We start from the raw sequence: 25,161 nt of genomic DNA on the forward strand, positions 1-25,161 counted from the left end.
GCAGGTCGGACCACAGCAGAAAATATGGTCATTCCCGCCTATGGCGGGCAGACCTCAGTGGATCGCGGGGCACTTGGTGACAGATGCCGATCCACCACAGAGCGGAGGACTCGGAGCATGGCCGGCGCGATGCGCAAGATGGCGGTCTACCTCGGCCTCGTGGAGGACGATGGGTACGACGGTCCGGGGTTCGACCCCGACGACGAATTCGAACCCGAGCCGGAGCCGGAGCGCGACCGGCGGCGGCACCAGCCCGCGCATCAGGTGGAGCGGGAGCGGGACGAACCGGTACGAGCGGTGCAGCCTCCCGCGCAGCGGGAGCCGGTTCAGATCCCGGCGGAAAGAGAACGACCCGCCCGGATCGCACCCGTGGCATCCATCACACCTGAACGCCCGAACATGGAGAAGAACGCACCGGTGATCATGCCCAAGGTCGTGTCCGAGCGGGAGCCGTACCGCATCACCACGTTGCACCCTCGGACCTACAACGAGGCCCGTACCATCGGGGAACACTTCCGTGAGGGCACTCCGGTGATCATGAATCTCACGGAGATGGACGATACGGATGCAAAGCGACTTGTCGACTTTGCCGCAGGACTCGTCTTCGGTCTCCATGGCAGCATTGAGCGTGTGACGCAGAAGGTGTTCCTGTTGTCGCCTGCTAACGTCGATGTCACGGCGGAGGACAAGGCCCGTATCGCTGAGGGCGGATTCTTCAACCAGAGCTGAGAACACGACACCGGGAACAACCCGGCCGCGAGGCCGGAGCTACGAGAGCCAGGGGAGAGGGAAGCGCGAAATGGGCGTCGCAGTACAGGTTGTCTATATCGCGCTGATGTGTTTCCTCATCGTGCTGATCTTCCGGCTGGTCATGGACTACGTCTTCCAGTTCGCACGTTCATGGCAGCCCGGCAAGCCGATGGTGGTCATACTTGAGGCCACCTACACTGTCACCGATCCACCGCTCAAGCTTCTGCGGCGGTTCATTCCGCCGCTGCGTCTCGGGGGCGTGGCACTCGACCTGTCCTTCTTCGTTCTGATGATCATCGTCTACATCCTGATCAGCATCGTGATCAGGCTGTGAGCGATACGGTCTTGCCGACTGCCGACGACTACGTAGAGGTGAAGAAGAGATGCCGCTGACTCCTGAGGACGTGCGGAACAAGCAGTTCACGACCGTCCGCCTCCGAGAAGGCTATGACGAGGACGAGGTCGATGCCTTCCTCGACGAGGTCGAGTCCGAGCTGACCCGCCTGCTCCGTGAGAACGAGGATCTGCGCGCGAAGCTGGCCGCTGCCACGCGTGCCGCCGCGCAGAACCAGCAGCAGGGCATGCGCAAGCCGGAGCCGCAGGACCGGCCCGGGGCGCCTGTGCCCGCCGCCATATCGGGTCCGCCGGTCCAGCAGCAGCCGCCGCAGATGGGTCCGCCCCAGCTGCCCGGTGGTGCTCCGCAGCTGCCCGCCGGTCCCAGCGGTCACGGTCCTGGTCCCCAGGGCCCGCACGGCCCCGGTCCGCAGGGCCCGCACGGCCCCGGCCCGATGCAGGGCGGTCCCATGGGTGGCCCGATGGGCGGCCCCATGGGTGGTCACGCCCCGCAGCAGCAGATGCAGCAGATGCAGCAGCCCCCGCAGATGCAGCAGCCCGGTCAGGGCCCCGGTGGCGACAGCGCCGCCCGTGTCCTCTCGCTCGCGCAGCAGACCGCCGACCAGGCGATCGCGGAGGCCCGTTCCGAGGCCAACAAGATCGTCGGCGAGGCGCGCAGCCGCGCCGAGGGCCTGGAGCGGGACGCGCGCGCCAAGGCGGACGCCCTGGAGCGGGACGCGCAGGAGAAGCACCGCGTGGCGATGGGCTCGCTGGAGTCGGCCCGCGCGACGCTGGAGCGCAAGGTCGAGGACCTGCGTGGCTTCGAGCGCGAGTACCGGACCCGTCTGAAGTCCTACCTGGAGAGCCAGCTGCGTCAGCTGGAGACCCAGGCGGACGACTCGCTGGCCCCGCCGCGGACCCCGGCGACCGCTTCGCTGCCGCCGTCGCCCTCGCTGGCTCCGGCCGGTGCGGGTGCGATGGGCCACGGCATGGGCGGCAACCACGGCAGCCAGCCGATGGGCGGCAACCCGTCCATGGGCGGTGGACCCTCGTACGGCGGCCAGCAGCAGATGTCGCCGGCGATGACCCAGCCGATGGCGCCGGTGCGGCCGCAGGCTCCGCAGCCGATGCAGCAGGCTCCTTCGCCGATGCGTGGGTTCCTGATCGACGAGGACGACAACTGAGCCGGGTGCGCGCGTTGAGCGCGTAGCCGTCGGCAGGCTGAGGGCCGGGCCCCGGGGTTTCCCCGGGGCCCGGCCCTTTTTGCTGTGCGGGTGGGGGCGGGGGCCGGTGTGGGGTGTGGGTGCTGCGCGGGGCTGTTCCCCTACCCGCCCCTTCCCGAAACTGGGGCTCTGCCCCAGAGGGGCTGGACGACGATGCCGGGAGTGGCTGGGAGGGGCGTGGGGGCGGAGGGAAGAGGACGTCGGGAGTGACTGGGAGGGGCGTGGGGTGGGGGAAGGAGACGACTGGAGGAGCTGGAAGGGGACGCCGGGGCGGGTTGCGGGAGGCTGGGGGAAACAGGAGGAGGGCCCGGTCGGAATGGTGTCCGGCCGGGCCCTCTTCTTGTTCTTTGCGGTTACTGCTCCGTCTTGCGGAGGCGGAACGTCAGGGACAGGCCCTCGTCCTCGAACGGCTCGCCGTACGTCGTGTCCGCCTCGCCCTGGGCGTACTCCAGGGCCAGGACCTCGTCCGCGATCAGGGCCGCGTGCTCGGTCAGGGCCTCGGTTGTCGCGGATGACGTGGACGTCCAGCGGACGGCGATGCGGTCGGCGACGTCCAGGCCGCTGTTCTTGCGGGCCTCCTGGATGAGGCGGATCGCGTCACGGGCGAGGCCCGCGCGTCGCAGCTCCGGGGTGATCTCCAGGTCAAGGGCGACCGTCGCGCCCGAGTCGGACGCCACCGACCAGCCCTCGCGCGGGGTCTCGGTGATGATCACCTCGTCGGGGGCGAGGGTGATCGTCTCGCCGTCGACCTCGACCGACGCCGTGCCCGCGCGCAGGGCCAGCGAGAGGGCCGCCGCGTCGGCGTTCGCGACCGCCTTGGCCACCGCCTGGACGCCCTTGCCGAACCGCTTGCCGAGCGCCCGGAAGTTCGCCTTCACCGTGGTGTCGACCAGCGAGCCGCCGACCTCCGAGAGGGATGCCAGCGAGGAGACGTTCAGCTCCTCCGTGATCTGGGCGTGCAGTTCGGGGGAGAGCGCCTCGAAGCCGGCCGCCGCGACCAGGGCGCGGGACAGCGGCTGACGGGTCTTGACGCCGGACTCGGCGCGTGTGGCCCGGCCCAGCTCGACCAGACGGCGGACCAGCGCCATCTGGGTGGAGAGGGCGGGGTCGATCGCCGCCGGGTCCGCCTTCGGCCAGCCCGAGAGGTGCACCGACTCGGGGGCGTCCGGTGTGACCGGGACGACCAGGTCCTGCCAGACCCGCTCGGTGATGAACGGGGTGAGCGGGGCCATCAGCCGGGTCACCGTCTCGACGACCTCGTGCAGGGTGCGCAGCGCCGCCTTGTCGCCCTGCCAGAAGCGGCGGCGCGAACGGCGTACGTACCAGTTGGAGAGGTCGTCGACGAAGGCGGACAGGAGCTTGCCGGCGCGCTGGGTGTCGTAACCGTCCAGGGCCTGCGTGACCTGGTCCACCAGCGCGTTCAGCTCGCTCAGCAGCCAGCGGTCCAGGACCGTGCGGTCCGCCGGGGCCGGGTCGGCCGCGGAGGGGGCCCAGTCGGACGTACGGGCGTACAGGGCCTGGAAGGCGACCGTGTTCCAGTACGTCAGGAGGGTCTTGCGGACGACCTCCTGGATCGTGTTGTGGCCGACGCGGCGTGCCGCCCAGGGAGAGCCGCCCGCCGCCATGAACCAGCGCACCGCGTCCGCACCGTGCTGGTCCATGAGGGGGATGGGCTGGAGGATGTTGCCCAGGTGCTTGGACATCTTGCGGCCGTCCTCGGCGAGGATGTGGCCCAGGCAGACCACGTTCTCGTAGGACGACTTGTCGAAGACCAGGGTGCCGACCGCCATCAGCGTGTAGAACCAGCCGCGGGTCTGGTCGATGGCCTCCGAGATGAACTGCGCCGGGTAACGGCTCTCGAAGAGCTCCTTGTTCTTGTACGGGTAGCCCCACTGCGCGAACGGCATCGAACCCGAGTCGTACCAGGCGTCGATGACCTCCGGGACGCGGTACGCCTCCAGCTGGCAGTTCTCGTGCGAGCAGGTGAACGTGATCTCGTCGATGAACGGGCGGTGCGGGTCGAGGCCCGAGAGGTCGGTGCCGGTGAGCTCGCTCAGCTCGGCGCGCGAACCGACGCAGGTGAGGTGGCTGTCCTCGCAGCGCCAGATCGGCAGCGGGGTGCCCCAGTAGCGGTTGCGGGACAGCGCCCAGTCGACGTTGTTGTTCAGCCAGTCGCCGAAGCGGCCGTTCTTGACCGAGTCCGGGAACCAGTTGGTCTTCTCGTTCTCCTGGAGCAGCCGGTCCTTGATGGCGGTCGTGCGGATGTACCAGGACGGCTGCGCGTAGTAGAGCAGTGCGGTGTGGCAGCGCCAGCAGTGCGGGTAGCTGTGCTCGTACGGGACGTGCCGGAAGAGCTTGCCGCGGGCGGCCAGGTCCTCGGTGAGCGTCTCGTCGGCCTTCTTGAAGAAGACACCGCCGACCAGCGGCACGTCCTCCTCGAAGGTGCCGTCGGGGCGGACCGGGTTCACGACCGGCAGGCCGTACGCCTTGCAGACCAGGAGGTCGTCGGCGCCGAACGCGGGGGACTGGTGGACCAGACCCGTACCGTCCTCGGTCGTCACGTACTCGGCGTTGACGACGTAGTGCGCCTCGGCGGGGAAGTCCACCAGGGCGAACGGGCGCTCGTAGGTCCAGCGCTCCATCTCGCGGCCGGTGAAGGTCTCGCCGGTGAGCTCCCAGCCCTCGCCCAGTGCCTTCTCGACGAGCGGCCGCGCGACGACGAGCTTCTCCTCGCCGTTCGTCGCGACGACATAGCTGACGTCGGGGTGCGCGGCGACGGCGGTGTTGGAGACCAGGGTCCAGGGGGTGGTCGTCCAGACGAGCAGGGACGCCTCGCCGGCCAGCGGGCCGGAGGTGAGCGGGAAGCGGACGAAGACCGAGGGGTCGACGACCGTCTCGTACCCCTGGGCCAGCTCGTGGTCGGAGAGGCCGGTGCCGCAGCGGGGGCACCAGGGGGCGACGCGGTGGTCCTGGACCAGGAGGCCCTTGTTGAAGATCTCCTTCAGCGACCACCACACCGACTCGACGTACTCGGGGTCCATCGTGCGGTACGCGTCGTCGAGGTCGACCCAGTAGCCCATACGGGTCGTGAGCTCGGTGAACGCGTCGGTGTGGCGGGTCACGGACTCACGGCACTTGGCGTTGAACTCGGCGATGCCGTACGCCTCGATGTCCTTCTTGCCGTTGAAGCCCAGCTCCTTCTCGACCGCGAGCTCGACCGGCAGCCCGTGGCAGTCCCAGCCGGCCTTGCGGCCGACGTGGTAGCCCTGCATGGTCCGGAAGCGGGGGAAGACGTCCTTGAAGACGCGGGCCTCGATGTGGTGGGCGCCGGGCATGCCGTTGGCGGTGGGCGGGCCCTCGTAGAAGACCCACTCGGGGCGGCCCTCGGACTGTTCGAGGCTCTTGGCGAAGACCTTGCTGTCGCGCCAGAAATCGAGCACGGCGTGTTCCAGTGCGGGCAGGTCGACCTGGGCGGGTACCTGGTGGTACTGCGGCGATGTCATGGGCGGACTTCCTCCGGCGGACGTTTTCCACTTCCGTCGGAGGGACGAGGGCCTCGTCGGCTCCCGCGGTACCACCCTCCTTGGCCCCGGGCGTGTGCCCGTGACCCCCTCATTGGGGTCGCGATGCCGGGTCTACTCGCCTTGCGCCCGTGGGCGGAGCCCACGGTCCAAAGCTTTCTTCCGACGGCTCCGGGTGATCTTCACGACGCGCTCGCCCCCGGGCTTCCACCGTCCCCGGGTCGCTCCTGGCTGCGTACGACGCTACTCGTCCCATCCACGCCTCTCGCTGGGCCCAGTGTACGGGCCCGTACGGGCGACGGCCGACCGGTTTAACCCGGGGGGCGGGGCGTGACCCGAATGGGCAGACGGCGGGGCACGGAGTCCGGGAGGAGGGCCGGGAGGCGGATTACCGGGCGGTGAGCTGGGCACAACCGATGCAGGCAGGTCGGTGTCCGGACGCGGGGAGGGGCGATTCGGCGGCGTGCCCCGTTGCCGCGGGGCTGGGGTCGATTTATCGTCCCAGCACGATTCGCGTGCAAGATCACAATATGTGAAGGGGCCGCGGCCATGGTGGCGAAGAAGACCGCCGCAAAGAAGACGGCGTCGGCCGGATCCACGGGCCCGGCGGCCGGGGAGACGGGCGGCGACGCGGGTATGGAGACCGTCCCGGAGGCCGGTGCGACGAAGGCCGCGGCGAAGAAGGCCGCCGGGAAGAAGGCCGCGGCGAAGAAGACCGCGGCGAAGAAGTCCGCGGCCGGTACGAGGGCGGCGTCCGCCGGGCACATGGACGCCGGGCACGAGGCGCCGGTCAAGAAGGCGGCTGCGAAGAAGAGCGTGGCCAAGAAGGCCTCGAAGAAGGCCGCGGACGCGGCCGAGGGGGCGGCCGAAGCCGCCGGGAAGACGGGAGCCCACACGGTGGTAGCCAAGAAGAGCGCGGCCCGGACCCGCACGGCCGGCACGGGCGCGGCGCCCGTGCCCCCGGCCCGCGGGGTCGCCACGACAGCCCCCGGCGAGCTGGCGGTCCGGCCGGGCGAGGCCCCCTGGACCCCGGAGGAGGTGGCCGAGGCGCGGGCCGGGCTGAGCAGCGAGATCCTGCGGCTGCGCAGCGAGCTGGAGACCGCGAGCGCCGCGCTCGCCGGACTGATGCGTGACTCCGGCGACGGCGCGGGTGACGACGAGGCGGACACCGGCACCAAGAACATCACCCGCGAGCACGAGATGTCGCTCGCCGCCAACGCCCAGGAGATGCTGGAGCAGACCGAGCGGGCCCTGGCCCGGCTCGACGCCGGGACGTACGGACTGTGCGAGATCTGCGGCAAGCCGATCGGCAAGGCGCGGATGCAGGCGTTCCCGCGCGCCACGCTCTGTGTGGAGGACAAACAGAAGCAGGAGCGACGCGGCTGATCCCCGGCGGCGTGTCGTACCCTCGTCTCAGTCAGGAACCTAGGTTGAGGGATTCACGTGGCAGAGGCGGAGAGCATCATCGGTACGCCGGACATCCCCGATGCCGAGGGGACCGCAGAGGACGGGGCAGCGGACCGGGCCGATGACCGGGGCGAGGAGACCGCGCCGGGCCGGGGCAAGCGCAGGATCATGGTGCTCTTCGCCGTGGCCGTGTTCGCCTACCTCATCGACCTGATCAGCAAGATGCTCGTGGTCGCGAAGCTGGAGCACCACGCTCCGGTCGAGATCTTCGGCGACTGGCTGCAGCTCAGCGCGATCCGCAACGCCGGTGCCGCGTTCGGTATCGGTGAGGCGTACACCGTCATCTTCACGTGCATCGCGGCGACCGTCATCGTCGTGATCGCCCGGCTCGCGCGCAAGCTCTACAGCCTGCCGTGGGCCATCGCGCTCGGTCTGCTGCTCGGGGGTGCGCTCGGCAACCTCACCGACCGCATCTTCCGGGCCCCGGGCACCTTCCAGGGCGCGGTGGTCGACTTCATCGCTCCCGCGCACTTCGCCGTCTTCAACCTCGCCGACTCCGCGATCTGCTGCGGCGGCGTTCTGATCGTGATCCTCTCGTTCAAGGGCCTGGACCCCGACGGCACCGTGCACAAGGACTAGATCCCGCAAGGCATACTCGAACGGTGAGTACGTATCCCGAGGTCCGCACCCTGCCCGTACCCGATGGTCTGGAAGGTGAGCGTGTCGACGCCGCCATTTCCCGGATGTTCGGTTTCTCCCGCACCAAGGCCGCCGAGCTCGCGGCCGCCGGGAAGGTGCAGGTGGACGGCTCGGTGGTCGGGAAGTCCGAGCGGGTCCGGGGCGGTGCCTGGCTGGAAGTGGAGATGCCGCAGGCGCCCGCTCCGGTGCAGATCGTCGCCGAGCCCGTCGAGGGCATGGAGATCGTGCACGACGACGACGACATCGTCGTGATCGCGAAGCCGGTCGGGGTCGCCGCCCACCCGAGCCCCGGCTGGACCGGGACGACCGTCATCGGGGGCCTCGCCGCCGCCGGGTACCGGATCTCGACGTCCGGTGCCGCCGAGCGCCAGGGCATCGTCCACCGTCTCGACGTCGGCACCTCCGGCCTGATGGTCGTCGCCAAGTCCGAGCGGGCCTACACCCTGCTGAAGGCGCAGTTCCGCGACCGGGTCGTCGAGAAGAGGTACAACGCGCTGGTGCAGGGCCACCCGGACCCGATGAGCGGCACCATCGACGCCCCCATCGGACGCCACCCCAACCACGACTACAAGTGGGCCGTCACCGCCGAGGGCAAGCCCTCCGTGACGCATTACGACCTCATCGAGGCCTACCGCTCCGCCAGCCTCCTGGACATCAAGCTGGAGACGGGCCGTACGCACCAGATCCGGGTGCACATGTCCGCCCACCGCCACCCCTGCGTCGGCGACCTCACCTACGGCGCCGACCCGACGATGGCCAAGCGCCTCGGCCTGACCCGGCAGTGGCTGCACGCCGTCCGGCTCGGCTTCGAGCACCCGTCCGACGGCAGCTGGGTGGAGTTCACCAGCGGCTACCCGGACGACCTCCAGCAGGCCCTGGACAAGATCGCGGCGGAGAGCGAATGACCTCCGCGCCCGCCCCGTACACCACGCGTACCGTCGCCGACGAGCAGGACCTCGCGGCCTGCTTCCTGGTCCGCAAGGACGTCTTCGTCGGTGAGCAGGGCGTGTCCGAGGAGATCGAGTACGACGCGTACGACGAGGTCGCCCTGCATGTCCTCGCCGTCGCGGCGGACGGCTCGGCGCTGGGCACCGGGCGGCTGCTGCACGGACCGGCCGCCGCCGACAGGACCGGCGGCGACCCGGCCGTGGGTTCCCTCGGCAGGCTCGCGGTGACCAGGAAGGCCCGTGGCCTCGGGGTCGGCGCCGCGCTGGTGCGGGCCATCGAGGACGCGGCCCGTGAGCTCGGTCTGGACGCCGTCGACCTGCACGCCCAGACCCATGCGACGGGTTTCTACGAGCGCCTCGGTTATGTGGCGTACGGCCCCGAGTTCCCGGACGCGGGCATCCCCCACCGGGCGATGCGCCGCGCCCTGCGGGACTGAGGGCCGCCCGGACCGACTCAGTCCGGCAGGCCCCAGCGGGTCCACGCGCCGTTCGACGGCACATCGCGCGGGACCGTACGCGGGGGGCGTGAACCCCGTGGGGTGACCACCGCGGTGGAGCCGCGCGGCAGCGCGACCGTGATCCGGCCCGGCCCGGTCTCCCGCCAGCGCAGCGGGTGCCCGTGCGCGTCCCGTACCTCGATCCGGCCCTTGATGGAGTGGTCCAGGGTCAGCGGCGCGCCCGCCTCGCTGTGCACCCGTACCCAGCGCGTAGCGCCGCCCGAGCGGTCCGCGTCCACCAGGAAGGCGCCCTGGGTCCGCAGCGAGGCGATCGACGCGTCCGCCCAGCGCTCCGAGACGGACGGGAAGACCCTCACCACCCCCTCGTGCCCCTGCACCACCATGTCGAGCATCGACTGGGCGGCGGACAGCGGGCTCTCCAGGGCGAGGTTCTTGCCCTCCCGGTACATCGTGTTGACCGTCATCGCGCAGTCCGCGACCACGTTCAGATCGGTGAAGAAGGTCAGGAAGTCGAGGGCCTTCTCCGGCTCGTCCATGCTTGAGTACATGGACGAGGCGGTGGCGTAGCTGTAGCCGTGCCACAGCTGCCGCATGGAGACCCAGTGGTCCATGGAGCGCCGCATCATGGCGTGGTCCCCGGGCCGGTCCCAGCTCCGTTCGCGCAGCGGGTACAGCCAGAGCAGGTGCGAGTGGTGCCGGTGCGAGTCGGCGAGCGGGACGTCCTTGCCGATCATGACGCCGGCCGCCGGGTCCTCGGCGTACGGGGTGAGCCTGCGGTCGATGTCCTGCCAGCGCTTCAGCCGCGGATCGTCGTTCCGCAGCAGCTTCGCCGACGCGATCAGGGTGCGCACGCCCCAGCGGATCAGCGAGAGGTCGTAGGTGCAGTCCACGGCGTTGGCGTACTCCGGGGAGCGGGTCTCCGGCAGGTGCAGCCGGCCGTCCGGGCCCTCGTACAGGAAGTGCGCGTAGAAGTGGACGGCCTTCGCGAGGATCGGGTGCACCACGTCGCGCAGGACCGACAGGTCCATCGAGTGCCGGTAGGACTGCCAGACGTTGTGCAGCGCCCAGGTGAGGTTGCCGAAGTTGTCGGAGACATGGGACGAGCCCGGGGCGCCGACGTCGTACGTATCGCCCGCGCGCAGCTGCCAGTCGGAGGGGTGGCCCAGCGCGTAGCTCTCGCCGTCGCGGTGGTCGGCCGGGACCGAGGCCGGGAGGTTGTGTTCGAAGCGGCGGAAGGCGCCGGTCACCGAGTCGAGCTCGGGGTGGTTGGAGCCGTGGACGGGGGCCATGCCGATCTGGACGTTGAGATTCCACCAGACCGCGGTCCAGTTGTTGCCGACCTCGGGGAACCACGGGCCCCATTCGGAGATCGTCGGGCCGTCGGCCCTGGTCGACGCGGCGAGCTTGTAGAGCTGGAGGAGATAGAAGCTCTGCAGCCGCTTGTCCGGTACGGAGAGGAAACTGCGCCGGTAGTACGCGTGCCACCAGCGGCGGTGCCGGTCCACCAGCCGGTCCGGGGCGGTGGCGAGGGTGCGGTCCACGGCCCGCAGCGCGTCGGCGGTCGCCTCGGAGACCCGGCCGGGGAAGCGGTACACGAGGTGCGCGGCGAGCAGCCGCCCGGTGCCCTCGCGCCGTTCGCGCCAGGCGGTGGTCCAGCCGCCGCCCGCCAGGAGCGGCTGCTCGACGAAGCCGTCCCCGGTCCGTGGGTCCGGGTTGGGCGTGTAGTCCTCGGGCTTGCCGCTGGTGCGGGTGGTGGCGGCCCGGAGCCACTGGAAGGACCAGGCCGAGGGTTCCTCGCCGGGGGTGGGGCGGGTGGAGACCAGCAGGGCGCCGGTGTCGTTCTGGACCAGGGCGGAGAAGGCCAGCGAGCCGCGGGTGGTGGTGACGGTGCCGCGCAGCTCGGCGTCGTACGGATCCAGGGTCCAGTCGACGGCGGTGATCTCCCCGGCGAGGGTCAGGGTGAAGTGGCCGATGGGGAGGCGGGAGAAGCCGATGCCGCCGCGCCACTGGCCGCGCTGGTCCTGCACCTCGCTGTGACTGAGCATCAGCTTCAGGGTGTTGGCGGTTCTTCCGGCGTACAGCTGGGCCCCGAGGCGGCCGTTGGCGAGGAACGGGGCCTGCTGCCAGCCGGTGGGGAGCGTGCGCCAGGTCATGGCGGCGTCGCGGACGGTCTTCTCGTGGACGTCGATGGCGGGGTGCTCCGTCGGTTCGGGGCCGGCCGCCGCCCATGAGGTACGGGATCCGGCCAGCCAGAGCGCGGAGGTTCCGGCAGCGGCGGTGGAGACGAAATGCCTTCGGGAGAACGCGGGCACGTGGCTTCTCCTGCCAGTCATATACGTGGTGACGGTCATGTACGTGGTGACGGTTCCTGTCCTTGAATCACGCACGCCGCATACTGCCGGTCGTGCGAGGGCAGCGGAAGGGGGTCGACCGTATAGACATCGGAGGAATGCCGGTCCAGGGGGCGGGAATGAGGGGGTGTTGTCTGGATTGCGGGCCTCGCATGGCAGGCTTTTGGCTGAGATCCGCCGATCACGGAGATCGGCGCCCCGCGCTCCGGAAGGCACCCTGTGGACCAAATGGCACTGCTCCTCCTGCTGTTGCTCGGGGCTGTGGTCACGGTCCCGCTGGGGGAGCGTCTCGGGCTTCCCGCGCCGGTGCTGATGACGCTCGCCGGGGTCGGGATGGCGTTCCTCAGCTTCGTGCCGAATGTGGACATCCCGCCCGAGATCATCCTTCCGGCACTGCTGCCGCCCCTCCTCTACGCCTCCGTGCAGCGAACCTCCTGGCGACAATTCGCCGCCAATAAACGACCGATCTTTCTCCTGGCCGTGGCGCTGGTGTTCATCACGACGGCCGCCGTCGCCGCGGTCGCCAACGCGATCGTCCCCGGGCTGCCCATCGCCGCGGCCGTGGCGCTCGGCGCGCTCGTCGCGCCGCCCGACCCGGTCGCGGCGACGGCCGTCGCCGGTTCGGTGGGGCTGCCGCGCAGGCTCGTCTCCATCCTGGAGGGCGAGGGGCTGTTCAACGATGTGACCGCGATCGTGCTCTACCACGTGGCGATCGCCGCCGCCGTGAGCGGGAGCTTCTCGCTGCCGGAGGCCTTCGGGCTGCTGATCCTCTCCGCGGTGGTGGCCGTGGTGGTGGGTCTGGTGCTCGGCTGGCTCACCATCAAGCTCATGGGCCTGCTCGGCGACGCCACGCTCCAGGTCGGCCTCACCCTGCTGGTGCCGTTCGTGAGCTATGTGCTCGCGGAGGAGCTGATGGGGTCGGGCGTCCTCGCCGTCCTCACCACCGCCCTCTTCCTCGCCGAGCACACCGCCGACGCCGACGACGTCCTCGGGCGGCTCACCGGCCGTACCTTCTGGGAGATCGTCGACACCCTCGTCACCGGGGTCGCCTTCGGGCTGATCGGCCTCGAACTGCACAACGTCTTCGGGACCGCGGACGGGCGCGAACTCCAGATGCTGGGCTGGGGGCTCGCCGTGGTCGTGGTCGTGGTCGGGGCGCGGCTGCTCTATCTGCTGCCCGCCACCTGGCTCGCCAAGCGGCTGCACACCCGGCGCGACGTCAGCGAGGAGATCCCCACCAGCTGGCGGGAGACCGTCGTCATGTGGTGGGCCGGGATGCGCGGCGTGGCCTCGGTCGCGCTGGCGCTCGCGATCCCGCTGAAGACGGACGACGGGAAGCCGTTCCCGGGCCGCGACGAGATCGTCTTCATCGCCTTCGCCGTGATCATGGCCACGCTCGTCATCCAGGGGCTCACCCTGCCGTGGCTGGTCCGCAAGCTCCGGGTCAAGGCGGACACGGACGCCGAGGAGGCCCTGGAGAAGGACCTCGCGATCCGGGCCGCGAAGGCCGCGAAGCAGCGCCTCAAGGAGATCCAGGAGGTCGAGGAGTTCCCGGACGAGGTCACCGAGCGGCTCCAGCGGCTGGCCTACGACGTGGGGGCGCGGATCAGCCCCGACATGGTCGACGACGAGCGCCGCGAGGCGTACGCGAAACGGGCCGAGCGCTTCAAGGCGGTCAGCCGCGTCCAGCGCGAGATGATGTCGGCCGCCCGCCACGCGGTGCTGTCGGCACGCAACGAGGCGGGGGCGGACCCGGAGATCGTCGACCGGGTCCTGCGCCAGCTGGACGTCCGCAGCCTGCGGTGAGGTGCGTGGGCGGCTGCCCGCGGTGAGGCGGGCGGCCCCGTCTCCGCCCGCCGCCCCGTCAGCCGCGCCCCGTGCGGGGCGACCTGTCCCGGTCCGCGGGCCGCTCGTGCGCCGGGCCGGGCGGGTGCGGCCCGGCGTCGGGCGCGAGCGCCGCGGGGGCCGTCGCGATCCTCGGCAGCGCGTACGGATGGTGGTCGCGCAGCCAGCCGATGAGCTGCTCCCTTACCGCGCAGCGCACCGTCCAGATGTCGGACGAGTCCTTCGCCGTGACCACCGCGCGGACCAGGATCGTCGACGGCGTGGTGTCCGTGACGGCGAGGGACCAGTCGCGGCCGTCCCAGGCGGCGCACTCGCCCAGGATGTCCCGCAGCTGCTCGCGCATCGCGGCGACCGGCGCCGCGTGGTCGAGGTGGAAGAAGACCGAGCCGGTCATCTGCGCACCGCCGCGCGACCAGTTCTCGAACGGCTTGCTGGTGAAGTACGAGACCGGCATCGTGATCCGCCGCTCGTCCCAGGTCCGCACCGCGAGGAAGGTCAGCGTGATCTCCTCGATCGTGCCCCACTCGCCGTCCACCACCACCGTGTCGCCGATGCGCACCATGTCGCCGAACGCGATCTGCAGCCCGGCGAAGAGATTGCCCAGCGTCGACTGGGCGGCCACGCCCGCGACGATGCCGAGCACACCGGCCGAGGCCAGCATCGAGGTCCCGAAGGTCCGCATCGCCGGGAACGTCAGCAGCATCGCGCCCACGGCGACCGTCGCCACGATCGCGGTGACCACCCGCTGGATCAGCGTCACCTGGGTGCGGACCCGCCGCACCCGTGCCGGATCGGGGGTGTTCGCCGCGTACCGCGCGTAGAGGGAATCGACGACGGCCGTCGCGATCCGCACCACCAGCCAGGCCGAGCCCCCGATCAGCACCAGGGTCAGGACCTGGCCGATCCCCGCCCGGTGGTCGTTGATCACTTCGAGCCGGGTGTGGGTGTACGAGCCCCGCAGCAGAGCCGCGCACAGCGTCAGCTGGAGCGGTATCCGGCAGCGTCGCAGCAGCCCCCACAGCGGAGTGTCGGGGTGCCGGCCGTCGGCCCGTCTGAGCAGCAGATCGACCAGCCAGCCGACCACCAGTGTGATCACGACCGAGCCGCCGACGACGATCAGCGGGCGCAGTATGTTCTCCATCCCGTCGTTCTCCATGCTCCTGACCGTAGCTGGCACCATGGGTCCCATGAACATCATGCTTTTCCACTCGACGTACGGTCTGCGCCCCGCGGTGCACGCGGCGGCCGACCGGCTTCGTGCCGCCGGGCACGAAGTGCAGGTGCCCGATCTCTTCGAGGGGCACACGTTCGACACCGTCGAGGAAGGGCTGGCCTTCAAGGAAGAGGTGGGCAAGGACGAACTGCTCAGGAGGGCCGTGCTGGCCGCCGCCCCCTACTCCGACCGGGGCCTGGTGTACGCGGGCTTCTCGTTCGGCGCCTCCACCGCGCAGACCCTGGCGCTGGGCGACGAGAAGGCCCGCGGTCTGCTGATGTTCCACGGCACCTCGGACATCGCCGAGAACGCCTCCGTGGACGAGCTGCCCGTACAGCTGCACGTCGCCGACCCGGACCCGTTCGAGACGCACGACTGGCTGAACTCCTGGTATCTCCAGATGCAGCGGACCGGCGCCGATGTCGAGGTCTACCGCTACCCGGGCGCGGGCCATCTCTTCACCGACGCCGAACTGCCCGACTTCGACCAGGCGTCGGCCGAGCTGGCCTGGAAGGTCGCGCTCGGTTTCCTCGCCACGCTGTGACGTGGTCAGGGGCCCCGCACCGGGCAGGGCCCCTCGGGCGGATCAGCCCCGGTACGCGGTCCAGCTGTCGCTCATCCGCTGCACCTGGCCCGCGGTGAACTGGGTCATGCACGAGTCGTAGGTGTAGTCCATGAAGTTGTGGATCGGGTCGACCCCGGTCTTGTTGGTGCAGGTGTCGCGCCCGGTCGGGCACTCGTACGCGGCGCTCTTCTCGGCCGGGGTGTCGGCGACGTAGTCACCGTTTCCATTGCAGCCGCCCTGGAAGGTGTGGTACAGCCCCATCCAGTGGCCGACCTCGTGGGTGGCGGTGTCGCCCTCGTTGTAGTTGGTGGCGGAGCCGCCGGGCAGCGAGGCGTCGAGGATGACGACGCCGTCGTCCGAGGGGTTGGACTTGTACGAGCTGGGGAACGTGGCCCAGCCCAGCAGCCCGCCGCCGAGGTTGGCGGTGTAGATGTTGAGGGCGTTGGCACCGCCCTTGCGCAGCGAGGACTTCATGGCCGTCTCGGCGGCGGAGCCCGGGGAGACGCCGTTGTACCAGGAGCTGTTGTCCGTGTAGTCCGTGCCGGCCAGCGTGTACTGGAAGCCGGAGTTCGTGTTGCCCGATCCCTGTCCGCTGTAGGCGGCGTTCAGGACGTTCATCTGGCTGGTGATCGCGGAGGCGCTGAGCTTGCCGGTCGTCCCGGAGTGCACGACGTGGAAGTAGACCGGGATCGTCGCGCCCGCGGCGAGCGAGGGGCCGCTGAGCCGGCGGTCCGCGAGTCTCTGCTTCAACTGCGCGTCCATGGATTTGGCCTGGGCCGCGGTCAGCTCATTGGGGTCGTCGGTGTGGGCGGCGCCCGAGGGGCGGGCCTCCCGTGCCGTGGCGTTGGTGCCCGCGTCGTCCCCGCACTTCTGGGCGGACGAGGCGGAGACCTTGGAGGCGGCGGAAGCGGCGGAGCCGGAGGGAGCGGAGAGCGGTGCCAGGGCCAGAGTTCCGGCCAGAACGGCGGTGCCGATCGCACGGTTACGCATACGTGGCGATATACGGGCAAGAGTGCGCACGTGGACTCCTCGCGGATGTGTGGGGGAGGTATTTCCTCACCCGCCGCCGGGAGATTACGTGGGCATGTCATTCCTGGAGGAGGAATGATCAGGCCCAATCAGATATTCGCCAAAGGGTGGAAACCGGGAGGAATCTTTCTTCGCATTCCAGAGTTTGAGACAGTGACGTAAACGTAAGCGTTACCCCGGCGGGTGGTGTGTCCCCATTCGAGCCATGGGACACACCACCCGCCGTAGCGATGTCATGCACCGTCAACATATGCGGGGGTGGCCGAAAAAGATCCCTCAGCGCACCGGGCTGTCCACCCGCTCGACCTTCTGCGTTCCGCTGAGCGTCCGGTACGAACGCGTCCAGGCGGAGGTCGCGTCCCGCTTCGTCCGGTCGGAGACCGCGTAGTAGTCCATCTGGGAGCGCTCGGCGGTCACGTCGAGGACGCCGTAGCCGTGCGAGTCCATGTCCACCCACTTCACGTGGCGGTTGGCGGCCTTGACCGCAGCGGCCGCGACCACCGAGACCGTCTGCGGCGCCACGTGCAGGATGTCGTCGATGTTGTCCGAGGTCACCGACGTCACCACGAACTCGGTGGCGGCCGAGGCGGAGAGCGGATACGTCGCCGCCTTCACCGGCACGTCATTGGCCCACGCCATGTGGATGTCACCGGTCAGGAAGACCGTGTTGGTGATCGACCGGTCCCGCAGGTGCGAGATCAGCTCCTTGCGGTCGTCGGTGTAGCCGTCCCACTGGTCGACGTTGACCGCGAGGCCCTCCTTGGGCAGCCCCAGCAACTCGGCCAGCGGTGCCAGCAGATGGGCCGGGACGGCGCCGAACGCGACCGGCGAGATCATCACCGAGGTGCCGACCAGCTGCCAGGTGGCGTCCGAGCCGGCCAGCCCCGACTTCAGCCAGTCCAGCTGCGCCCGGCCGGTGATGGTGCGCTCCGGGTCGTCGACCGCGCCGCTGCCGACCGACGCCTGCTGGGAGCGGAAGGTACGCAGGTCCAGAAGATGGAGATCGGCCAGGTTGCCGAAGCGCAGCCGCCGGTAGACGGTCCCCTCGGTGGAGGCACGGACCGGCATCCACTCGAAGTACGCCTGCTTGGCGCCCGCCGCCCGGTCCGCCCAGGAGCCCTCCACGCCCGGGGTGTGGTTCTCGGCCCCGCCCGACCAGGCGTCGTTGGCGAACTCGTGGTCGTCCCAGATCGCGATCACCGGGTGGGTGGCGTGCAGGGTCTGGAGGTCGGTGTCCGTCTTGTACGTGGCGTGCCGGGTGCGGTAGTCGGCGAGGGTGAGGATCTCGTGCCTCGGCTCGTGCGGCCGTACGGTGTAATTCGCGTCCGGGTAACCGCCCGAGGCGTACTCGTAGATGTAGTCGCCGAGGTGCAGGACCGCGTCGAGGTCGGCGCGGTCGGCGAGGTGGCGGTACGGGGAGAAGTACCCGGCCTCCCAGTTGGCGCACGACACCACCCCGAACCGCACACCGGGCGTGGCGGCCCCGGCCGCCGGAGCCGTCCTGGTGCGGCCGGCCGGCGAGACGGTCCGGGCACCGTCCCCCGCCGAGAAGCGGAACCAGTACGTGGTGGCGGGGGACAGGCCCCGCACATCGGCCTTGACCGTGTGGTCGGAGGCGGCCCTCGCGACGGTCGTGCCCTGGGCGACGACCCGGGCGAAGGCCTTGTCCTCGGCGACCTCCCAGCGCACCGCCGTGTCGGCGCCGCGGCCCGAACCCGGCACCGCGTCGGGGGACGGGGTCACGCGGGTCCAGAGGAGGACGCCGTCGGGGAGCGGGTCGCCGGAGGCCACGCCGTGCAGGAAGGCGGGCCCGTCCGCGGCGCGCGCGGAGGCGGCGGAGCCCAGCACGGGGGCCGCGACGGCGGTGGCGGCGGCGGCCTTGACGACCGTGCGGCGGCTGGGGGCGGAGAGCGGCGAGAAAAGGTGTCGACTGGTCACGGAGCAGCACCCTACTGACCGGTAAGACGAACGGGCAGGCGAACGAAGGAAGTTCGCCTGCCCGTCGGGAAGCCGCTGCCGGGATGTCGCCGGCCGGTCAGCCCTTCAGCGCGGCCGTGATCGCGGTGTTGAAGGCCTCCACCGTCATCGGGGCGTTCTCGCTCTGGCCGTCGGTGAGCGCCTTGCCGTTCATCTTCAGCGTCGGGGTGCCCCGCACGCCACTCTTGTCGAACGCCTCGGACATCTTCATCGCCCAGCTGTCGAACGTGCCGTCCTTGACGTTCTTCTGGAAGGCGGCGTTGCCCTTGAGCGCGTCCACCGAGTCGGCGACCTTGATCAGGTAGGAGTCGTCCTTGAACTTGTCGACGGTCTCCTCCGGGTGGAACTTCGCGGAGTAGAGCGCGTACTTGTAGTCGAGGAAGGCCTCAGGGCTGACATCGAGCGCCGCGCCGAGCGCGCTCAGCGCGTTCTTCGAGCCCTCGCCGTTGGCCGCGTTGTCGATGAACGTGGCACCGATGTACTTGATCTTGTACTTGCCGGCGTCGACGTCCTTGTGCACCGTCTCGCCGACGGTCTGCTCGAACGTGGCGCAGACCGGGCAGCGCGAGTCCTCGTACAGCTCCAGGGTCTTCTTGGCGCTCGACTTGCCGATGACGACCGTGGTGCCGTTCTCGCCCGAGGTGTTCTTGGGCGCGGTCACCTTCTTCTCGTCCTTGGCCGCCTCCCAGTGGGACGGCTTGGTCAGCTGCATGATGCCCCAGGTGCCGGCGCCCACGACGGCCAGGACGCCGACGATCGAGACGCCGACGATGATCTGCCGGCGGACCTTGTCCTTCTTGGCCTGGCGCTCGCGCTCGGCGCGCAGCCGCTCGCGGGCCGCGGACTTGTTGGCCTGGCTGTTGCGCTTGCTCATGTCTGTGTCTCCAGGGTGTGGGGTACGTCGTCGGGGATGTGCGTGCTCAGGCGATGGCGCAGGCCGAGCGCGGCGGTCCCCTCCGTCCCACGGAGTGCACGAGCAGACGGATGTGTACGAGCAGATGCGGGCCGTGTCCGGCGGGCCGCATCCGGCGGCGTACCGCGCGGTGGGCCGTACCGGCCGCGGCGACCGCGACCAGCAGTGGCCGGAACGCCAGCAGGGCGGCCGCCTCCAGCAGACCGGCCAGCGCGGACTCGCCCCGCCGGAGCCAGGCCGCGGCGAGCAGGCCGACCGACACATGGGCGGCGAGCAGCAGCCAGGGCACCGCGGGTCCGGGCGAGGCCAGCAGCGCGGCCGTCGTGTGTCCGGCATCGGCCACCGAGGCGAGCGGGATGACCCCGGCACCGGCCCGCGCCGCATCGGTACCGAACTGGCCGCCGCACAGCACATCGACGCCGACCGAGCGCAGCGGACCCGCGATCGGGCCGCCGGCCGCGCCATAGCAGACGTGCTGACCAGTGGTGAAGACGGTGTCGGCGGCCAGCTCCAGCGGGACCAGCAGTCCGGCGATCGCCCCGAAGCCGCGCTCCCGGCCGGCCAGCGCGTACGCCACGGCGAACACCACGCCGGCCAGCAGGGCGACGGCGGTCAGCGGCAGCGGGACCCGGGAGAGCAGCACATGGGACGCGGTGGAGAGCGTCACGACGAGCGCTGTGAAGAGCGCCGCGCGAACGACTCTGAGCTGCGTCCTGGATATGTCCATCGTCGAGGAGTGTCGCATGCCAACCTGTCAGTGACCCCCGAAGGGGCGTGACTGCGGGGAGAACCGTGGCCGCGGGAGCGACGGAGAAGCCCGACGCGGGAGCTAGAGCCCCGGGATGCGGCCGTTGCGGAAGAGGTCCACGAAGATCTGGTGGTCGGCGCGGGCACGGGCGCCGTAGCTGTGGGCGAAGTCCACCAGGAGGCCGGCGAAGCCCTCCTCGTCGGCCGCGATCGCCGCGTCGATGGCCCGCTCGGTGGAGAACGGCACCAGTGAGTGGCCGCTCTCGTCGTCCGCGGCGGAGTGCATCGTCGCCGTCGCCCGGCCGAGATCGGCGACGACCGCCGCGATCTCCTCCGGCTCGTCGATGTCGGACCAGTCCAGATCGACCGCGTACGGGGACACCTCGGCGACCAGCTGGCCCGCCCCGTCCAGCTCGGTCCAGCCGAGCCACGGGTCGGCGTGCGCCTGGAGGGCGCGCTGCGAGATCACCGTGCGGTGGCCCTCGTGCTGGAAGTACGCGCGCACGGACGCGTCGGTGATGTGCCGGGAGACCGCGGGGGTCTGCGCCTGCTTGAGATAGATCACCACGTCGTTCTCCAGGGCGTCGCTGTTGCCCTCCAGGAGGATGTTGTACGAGGGCAGCCCGGCCGAGCCGATGCCGATGCCACGACGGCCGACGACGTCCTTCACCCGGTACGAGTCGGGGCGGGTCAGGCTCGACTCCGGCAGTGTCTCCAGATAGCCGTCGAAGGCGGCCAGCACCTTGTAGCGCGTCGCCGCGTCCAGATCGATGGAGCCGCCGCCCGGGGCGAACCGGCGCTCGAAGTCGCGGATCTCCGTCATCGAGTCCAGCAGCGAGAACCGGGTCAGCGACCGGGCGTCGCGCAGCGCGTCCAGCAACGGGCCCTCGGCCGTGTCCAGCGTGAAGGGCGGCAGCTCGTCGGTCTTCGCGCCCGTCGCCAGCGCGTGGATCCGCTCGCGGTAGGCCGCCGCGTAGACCCGGACCAGCTCGGTGATCTGGTCGTCGCCCAGCGCCTTCGCGTAGCCGATCAGGGCGACGGAGGCGGCGAACCGCTTGAGGTCCCAGGTGAACGGGCCGACGTACGCCTCGTCGAAATCGTTCACATTGAAGATCAGCCGGCCGTTGGCGTCCATGTACGTGCCGAAATTCTCCGCGTGCAGATCGCCGTGGATCCACACCCGGCCGGTCCGCTCGTCCAGGTAGGGGCCGCCGTGCCGCTCCCTTTCCAGGTCGTTGTAGAACAGGCACGCCGTGCCCCGGTAGAAGGCGAACGCCGAGCCCGCCATCTTGCGGAACTTGACCCGGAAGGCGGCCGGATCGGCGGCCAGCAGCTCCCCGAACGCGGTGTCGAAGACCTCAAGAATCTGCTCCCCGCGCTGCGCCGCGCCGGTCTGCGCTTCCGACATCTCTGGGTGCCTCCTGGTACCTGACGTGCGTGACGACGTACATGACAAATGGGACGGGTGTTCCCGCCCTTCCAACGCGTGACCGTATCCGGGAGTGCCCGTCGATCGTCCCCTCGGAGACGTAGACTTCCACGCTGTCCCCCCAGTCAGCCATCGCCCGTTTCCCGGAGGCACAGCGCCGTGACCAAGCCGCCCTTCACGCACCTTCACGTCCATACCCAGTACTCGCTGCTGGACGGTGCCGCGCGGCTCAAGGACATGTTCGCTGCCTGTAATGAAATGGGCATGTCGCACATCGCGATGACGGACCACGGCAACCTGCACGGGGCGTACGACTTCTTCCACTCGGCGCAGAAGGCGGGCGTCACCCCGATCATCGGGATCGAGGCGTACGTCGCCCCCGAGTCGCGCAAGCACAAGCGGAAGATCCAGTGGGGCCAGCCGCACCAGAAGCGCGACGACGTGTCGGGTTCGGGTGGTTACACCCACAAGACGATCTGGGCGTCCAACGCGAAGGGCCTGCACAACCTCTTCAAGCTCTCCTCGGACGCGTACGCCGAGGGCTGGCTGCAGAAGTGGCCGCGCATGGACAAGGAGACCATCGCCCAGTGGTCCGAGGGCCTGATCGCGTCCACCGGCTGCCCCTCGGGCGAGGTGCAGACCCGGCTGCGGCTCGGCCAGTTCGACGAGGCCGTCCAGGCCGCCTCCGACTACAAGGACATCTTCGGCGAGGGCAAGTACTTCCTGGAGCTGATGGACCACGGCATCGAGATCGAGCGCCGGGTCCGTGACGGACTCCTCGAAATCGGCAAGAAGCTGAACATCCCGCCGCTGGTGACCAACGACTCGCACTACACCTACGCGCACGAGGCCACCGCGCACGACGCCCTGCTCTGCATCCAGACCGGCAAGAACCTCTCCGACCCGGACCGCTTCCGCTTCGACGGCACCGGCTACTACCTCAAGACGACCGACGAGATGTACGCCGTCGACTCCTCCGACGCCTGGCAGGAGGGCTGCGCCAACACCCTGCTGGTCGCGCAGCAGATCGACACCACCGGCATGTTCGAGAAGCGCGACCTGATGCCGAAGTTCGAGATCCCGGACGGCTTCACGGAGATCACCTGGTTCCAGGAAGAGGTCCGCGTCGGCATGGACCGGCGCTTCCCGGGAGGTGTCCCCGAGGACCGGCAGAAGCAGGTCGAGTACGAGATGGACATCATCATCCAGATGGGGTTCCCGGGGTACTTCCTGGTCGTCGCCGACTTCATCATGTGGGCGAAGAACAACGGCATCGCGGTCGGCCCCGGCCGAGGCTCCGCCGCCGGTTCGATCGTGGCGTACGCGATGGGCATCACCGACCTCGACCCGATCGAGCACGGACTGATCTTCGAGCGGTTCCTCAACCCCGAGCGCGTCTCCATGCCCGACGTCGACATCGACTTCGACGAACGCCGGCGCGTCGAAGTGATCAGGTACGTGACGGAGAAGTACGGCGCCGACAAGGTCGCCATGATCGGCACGTACGGAAAGATCAAGGCGAAGAACGCCATCAAGGACTCCGCCCGGGTCCTCGGCTACCCGTACGCCATGGGCGACCGGCTCACCAAGGCCATGCCCGCCGACGTCCTCGGCAAGGGCATCGACCTCAACGGCATCACCGACCCCAAGCACCCGCGCTACAGCGAGGCGGGCGAGATCCGGGGGATGTACGAGAACGAGCCGGACGTCAAGAAGGTCATCGACACCGCGAAGGGCGTCGAGGGCCTGGTCCGGCAGATGGGCGTGCACGCCGCCGGCGTCATCATGTCCAGCGAGCCGATCGTCGACCACGCCCCGATCTGGGTACGGCACACCGACGGCGTCACCATCACGCAGTGGGACTACCCCCAGTGCGAGTCGCTCGGCCTGCTGAAGATGGACTTCCTGGGCCTGCGCAACCTCACCATCATGGACGACGCCGTGAAGATGGTGGAGTCCAACAAGGGCGTCAAGCTGGACCTGCTCGGCCTCCCGCTGGACGACCCCAAGACGTACGAGATGCTCTGCCGCGGCGACACGCTCGGCGTGTTCCAGTTCGACGGCGGGCCGATGCGCTCCCTGCTGCGCCAGATGCAGCCCGACAACTTCGAGGACATTTCCGCCGTCTCGGCCCTGTACCGGCCGGGCCCGATGGGCATGAACTCGCACACGAACTACGCCGAGCGCAAGAACGGCCGCCAGGAGATCACCCCGATCCACCCGGAGCTGGAGGAGCCCCTCAAGGAGGTCCTCGGCCTCACCTACGGCCTGATCGTGTACCAGGAGCAGGTGCAGAAGGCCGCCCAGATCGTCGCCGGCTACTCGCTCGGCGAGGCCGACATCCTGCGCCGCGTGATGGGCAAGAAGAAGCCCGAGGAGCTGGCGAAGAACTTCGTCCTCTTCGAGGCGGGCGCCAAGGAGAAGGGCTTCTCCGACGCCGCGATCAAGGCCCTGTGGGACGTGCTGGTCCCGTTCGCCGGATACGCGTTCAACAAGGCGCACTCCTCCGCGTACGGCCTGGTCACCTACTGGACCGCGTACCTCAAGGCGAACTACCCCGCCGAGTACATGGCGGCGCTGCTGACCTCGGTCAAGGACGACAAGGACAAGTCGGCTGTCTACCTCAACGAGTGCCGCCGCATGGGCATCAAGGTGCTCCCGCCCAACGTCAACGAGTCGCTGTCGAACTTCGCGGCCCAGGGCGACGACGTGATCCTCTTCGGCCTCACCGCCGTGCGCAACGTCGGCCAGAACGTCGTCGACTCGATCATCCGGTGCCGCAAGGCGAAGGGGAAGTACAGCACCTTCCCCGACTTCCTGGACAAGGTCGAAGCGGTCGTCTGCAACAAGCGCACCGTCGAATCGCTGATCAAGGCCGGGGCCTTCGACGAGATGGGCCACACCCGCAAGGGCCTGGTCGCCCACCACGAACCCATGATCGACAACGTGGTGCAGGTCAAGCGCAAGGAGGCCGAGGGACAGTTCGACCTCTTCGGCGGCATGGGCGAGGAGGAGAGCGACGAGCCGGGCTTCGGGCTCGACGTGGAGTTCTCCGACATCGAGTGGGAGAAGTCCTACCTGCTGGCCCAGGAACGCGAGATGCTCGGCCTGTACGTCTCCGACCACCCGCTCTTCGGCCTGGAGCACGTGCTGTCCGACAAGGCCGACTCCTCGATCTCCCAGCTGACCGGCGGCGAGCACGCCGACGGCGCCGTCGTCACCGTCGGCGGCATCATCTCCGGCCTCCAGCGCAAGATGACCAAGCAGGGCAACGCCTGGGCCATCGCCACCGTCGAGGACCTGGCCGGTTCCATCGAGTGCATGTTCTTCCCGGCCACCTACCAGCTGGTCTCCACCCAGCTCGTCGAGGACACCGTCGTCTTCGTCAAGGGCCGCCTGGACAAGCGCGAGGACGTGCCCCGGCTGGTCGCCATGGAGATGCAGGTCCCCGACATCTCCAACGCCGGCACCAACGCCCCCGTGGTGCTGACCATCCCCACCGTCAAGATCACCCCGCCGATGGTCAGCCGCCTCGGCGAGGTCCTCAGCAGCCACCGCGGCGACACCGAGGTACGGATCAGGCTCCAGGGCCCCCGCAAGACCACGGTGCTCCGGCTCGACCGGCACCGGGTCAAGCCCGACCCGGCGCTCTTCGGCGACCTGAAGGTGCTGCTCGGCCCGTCCTGCCTGGCCGGCTGAGCCCGCCGCCGACGCACGGGAGGGGCGCCCCGCGAAAGCGGGTGCGCCCCTCCCG

General features: G+C 69.8%; 18 protein-coding genes. 10 read left to right on the forward strand and 8 right to left on the reverse strand.

Annotated features, from left to right (window positions below; genetic code table 11):
- The first annotated feature begins 117 nt into the window (after positions 1 to 117).
- The 3 genes from GA0115234_RS19595 (at position 118) to GA0115234_RS19605 (ending at position 2,267) form a co-directional block, all read left to right on the forward strand.
- Positions 118 to 729 carry a cell division protein SepF gene (locus tag GA0115234_RS19595; protein WP_093543442.1) on the forward strand — a complete coding sequence of 204 codons (612 nt, stop codon included), beginning with the start codon at positions 118 to 120 and terminating at the stop codon, positions 727 to 729.
- A 70-nt stretch (positions 730 to 799) separates the two neighbouring features.
- Positions 800 to 1,084: a YggT family protein gene (locus tag GA0115234_RS19600; protein WP_093543444.1), complete on the forward strand. Its 285-nt coding sequence runs from the start codon at positions 800 to 802 to the stop codon at positions 1,082 to 1,084.
- 49 nt (positions 1,085 to 1,133) lie between these two features.
- Positions 1,134 to 2,267, forward strand: coding sequence for a DivIVA domain-containing protein (locus GA0115234_RS19605; RefSeq protein ID WP_093543445.1), 1,134 nt, complete (start codon positions 1,134 to 1,136; stop codon positions 2,265 to 2,267).
- Positions 2,268 to 2,659: 392 nt separating this feature from the next.
- Here GA0115234_RS19605 and ileS read toward each other — a convergent pair whose 3' ends face one another.
- Complete coding sequence (ileS, locus tag GA0115234_RS19610) at positions 2,660 to 5,809, reverse strand: isoleucine--tRNA ligase (protein ID WP_093543446.1); 3,150 nt, start codon at positions 5,807 to 5,809, stop codon at positions 2,660 to 2,662.
- 567 nt (positions 5,810 to 6,376) lie between these two features.
- Here ileS and GA0115234_RS19620 point away from each other — a divergent pair.
- From GA0115234_RS19620 to GA0115234_RS19635, 4 genes are read left to right on the forward strand one after another with little or no spacing between them, the layout of a single operon-like run.
- Positions 6,377 to 7,213, forward strand: coding sequence for a TraR/DksA family transcriptional regulator (locus GA0115234_RS19620; RefSeq protein WP_176729213.1), 837 nt, complete (start codon positions 6,377 to 6,379; stop codon positions 7,211 to 7,213).
- 57 nt (positions 7,214 to 7,270) lie between these two features.
- The gene (gene lspA, locus GA0115234_RS19625; protein WP_093543447.1) at positions 7,271 to 7,873 is read left to right on the forward strand and encodes a signal peptidase II; all 603 of its coding nucleotides are present in this window, start codon (positions 7,271 to 7,273) and stop codon (positions 7,871 to 7,873) included.
- 23 nt (positions 7,874 to 7,896) lie between these two features.
- Positions 7,897 to 8,838, forward strand: a complete 942-nt coding sequence (locus tag GA0115234_RS19630; protein ID WP_093543449.1) for an RluA family pseudouridine synthase — start codon at positions 7,897 to 7,899, stop codon at positions 8,836 to 8,838.
- Positions 8,835 to 9,317, forward strand: coding sequence for a GNAT family N-acetyltransferase (locus GA0115234_RS19635; RefSeq protein ID WP_093543451.1), 483 nt, complete (start codon positions 8,835 to 8,837; stop codon positions 9,315 to 9,317). Before GA0115234_RS19630 ends, GA0115234_RS19635 begins: the two co-directional genes overlap by 4 nt.
- A 17-nt stretch (positions 9,318 to 9,334) precedes the next feature.
- Here GA0115234_RS19635 and GA0115234_RS19640 read toward each other — a convergent pair whose 3' ends face one another.
- Positions 9,335 to 11,650, reverse strand: coding sequence for a glycosyl hydrolase family 95 catalytic domain-containing protein (locus GA0115234_RS19640; RefSeq protein WP_093543453.1), 2,316 nt, complete (start codon positions 11,648 to 11,650; stop codon positions 9,335 to 9,337).
- A gap of 258 nt (positions 11,651 to 11,908) precedes the next feature.
- On the opposite strand from GA0115234_RS19640, the gene GA0115234_RS19645 reads away from it, so the two are divergent.
- Positions 11,909 to 13,495 carry a Na+/H+ antiporter gene (locus GA0115234_RS19645; RefSeq protein ID WP_093543455.1) on the forward strand — a complete coding sequence of 529 codons (1,587 nt, stop codon included), beginning with the start codon at positions 11,909 to 11,911 and terminating at the stop codon, positions 13,493 to 13,495.
- Between the two features lie 58 nt (positions 13,496 to 13,553).
- Here GA0115234_RS19645 and GA0115234_RS19650 read toward each other — a convergent pair whose 3' ends face one another.
- Positions 13,554 to 14,675: a mechanosensitive ion channel family protein gene (locus GA0115234_RS19650; protein ID WP_093543542.1), complete on the reverse strand. Its 1,122-nt coding sequence runs from the start codon at positions 14,673 to 14,675 to the stop codon at positions 13,554 to 13,556.
- Positions 14,676 to 14,712: 37 nt separating this feature from the next.
- On the opposite strand from GA0115234_RS19650, the gene GA0115234_RS19655 reads away from it, so the two are divergent.
- Positions 14,713 to 15,291 (forward strand): dienelactone hydrolase family protein, encoded by a 579-nt coding sequence (locus GA0115234_RS19655; RefSeq protein ID WP_093543457.1) that lies wholly within the window; start codon positions 14,713 to 14,715, stop codon positions 15,289 to 15,291.
- Between the two features lie 42 nt (positions 15,292 to 15,333).
- On the opposite strand, the gene GA0115234_RS19660 is transcribed toward GA0115234_RS19655, so the two are convergent.
- The 5 genes from GA0115234_RS19660 to GA0115234_RS19680 form a co-directional block, all read right to left on the reverse strand.
- Positions 15,334 to 16,302 carry a zinc metalloprotease gene (locus GA0115234_RS19660; protein WP_093543459.1) on the reverse strand — a complete coding sequence of 323 codons (969 nt, stop codon included), beginning with the start codon at positions 16,300 to 16,302 and terminating at the stop codon, positions 15,334 to 15,336.
- Between the two features lie 315 nt (positions 16,303 to 16,617).
- Complete coding sequence (locus GA0115234_RS19665; RefSeq protein WP_093543462.1) at positions 16,618 to 18,279, reverse strand: alkaline phosphatase D family protein; 1,662 nt, start codon at positions 18,277 to 18,279, stop codon at positions 16,618 to 16,620.
- 97 nt (positions 18,280 to 18,376) lie between these two features.
- Positions 18,377 to 19,192 carry a DsbA family protein gene (locus GA0115234_RS19670; protein ID WP_093543464.1) on the reverse strand — a complete coding sequence of 272 codons (816 nt, stop codon included), beginning with the start codon at positions 19,190 to 19,192 and terminating at the stop codon, positions 18,377 to 18,379.
- 46 nt (positions 19,193 to 19,238) lie between these two features.
- Positions 19,239 to 19,958: a hypothetical protein gene (locus GA0115234_RS19675; protein ID WP_093543466.1), complete on the reverse strand. Its 720-nt coding sequence runs from the start codon at positions 19,956 to 19,958 to the stop codon at positions 19,239 to 19,241.
- Between the two features lie 102 nt (positions 19,959 to 20,060).
- A complete protein-coding gene (locus GA0115234_RS19680; protein WP_093543468.1) occupies positions 20,061 to 21,386 on the reverse strand; it encodes a DUF2252 domain-containing protein in 1,326 nt (441 codons plus the stop codon).
- A 180-nt stretch (positions 21,387 to 21,566) separates the two neighbouring features.
- On the opposite strand from GA0115234_RS19680, the gene dnaE reads away from it, so the two are divergent.
- Positions 21,567 to 25,106 carry a DNA polymerase III subunit alpha gene (gene dnaE / locus GA0115234_RS19685; RefSeq protein ID WP_093543470.1) on the forward strand — a complete coding sequence of 1,180 codons (3,540 nt, stop codon included), beginning with the start codon at positions 21,567 to 21,569 and terminating at the stop codon, positions 25,104 to 25,106.
- Positions 25,107 to 25,161 lie beyond the last annotated feature (55 nt).

Source organism: Streptomyces sp. DvalAA-43, from assembly GCF_900091725.1.
GTDB classification, from domain to species: domain Bacteria; phylum Actinomycetota; class Actinomycetes; order Streptomycetales; family Streptomycetaceae; genus Streptomyces; species Streptomyces pulveraceus.

Coding starts and splice junctions, on each gene's coding strand:
- ileS (WP_093543446.1), bottom strand. CDS start 5,809: ATGACATCGCCGCAGTACCACCAGGTACCCGCCCAGGTCGACCTGCCC.
- GA0115234_RS19600 (WP_093543444.1), top strand. CDS start 800: ATGGGCGTCGCAGTACAGGTTGTCTATATCGCGCTGATGTGTTTCCTC.
- GA0115234_RS19655 (WP_093543457.1), top strand. CDS start 14,713: ATGGGTCCCATGAACATCATGCTTTTCCACTCGACGTACGGTCTGCGC.
- GA0115234_RS19605 (WP_093543445.1), top strand. CDS start 1,134: ATGCCGCTGACTCCTGAGGACGTGCGGAACAAGCAGTTCACGACCGTC.
- GA0115234_RS19650 (WP_093543542.1), bottom strand. CDS start 14,675: ATGGAGAACATACTGCGCCCGCTGATCGTCGTCGGCGGCTCGGTCGTG.
- GA0115234_RS19620 (WP_176729213.1), top strand. CDS start 6,377: ATGGTGGCGAAGAAGACCGCCGCAAAGAAGACGGCGTCGGCCGGATCC.
- GA0115234_RS19660 (WP_093543459.1), bottom strand. CDS start 16,302: ATGCGTAACCGTGCGATCGGCACCGCCGTTCTGGCCGGAACTCTGGCC.
- GA0115234_RS19635 (WP_093543451.1), top strand. CDS start 8,835: ATGACCTCCGCGCCCGCCCCGTACACCACGCGTACCGTCGCCGACGAG.
- GA0115234_RS19595 (WP_093543442.1), top strand. CDS start 118: ATGGCCGGCGCGATGCGCAAGATGGCGGTCTACCTCGGCCTCGTGGAG.
- GA0115234_RS19670 (WP_093543464.1), bottom strand. CDS start 19,192: ATGAGCAAGCGCAACAGCCAGGCCAACAAGTCCGCGGCCCGCGAGCGG.
- GA0115234_RS19680 (WP_093543468.1), bottom strand. CDS start 21,386: ATGTCGGAAGCGCAGACCGGCGCGGCGCAGCGCGGGGAGCAGATTCTT.
- GA0115234_RS19675 (WP_093543466.1), bottom strand. CDS start 19,958: ATGGACATATCCAGGACGCAGCTCAGAGTCGTTCGCGCGGCGCTCTTC.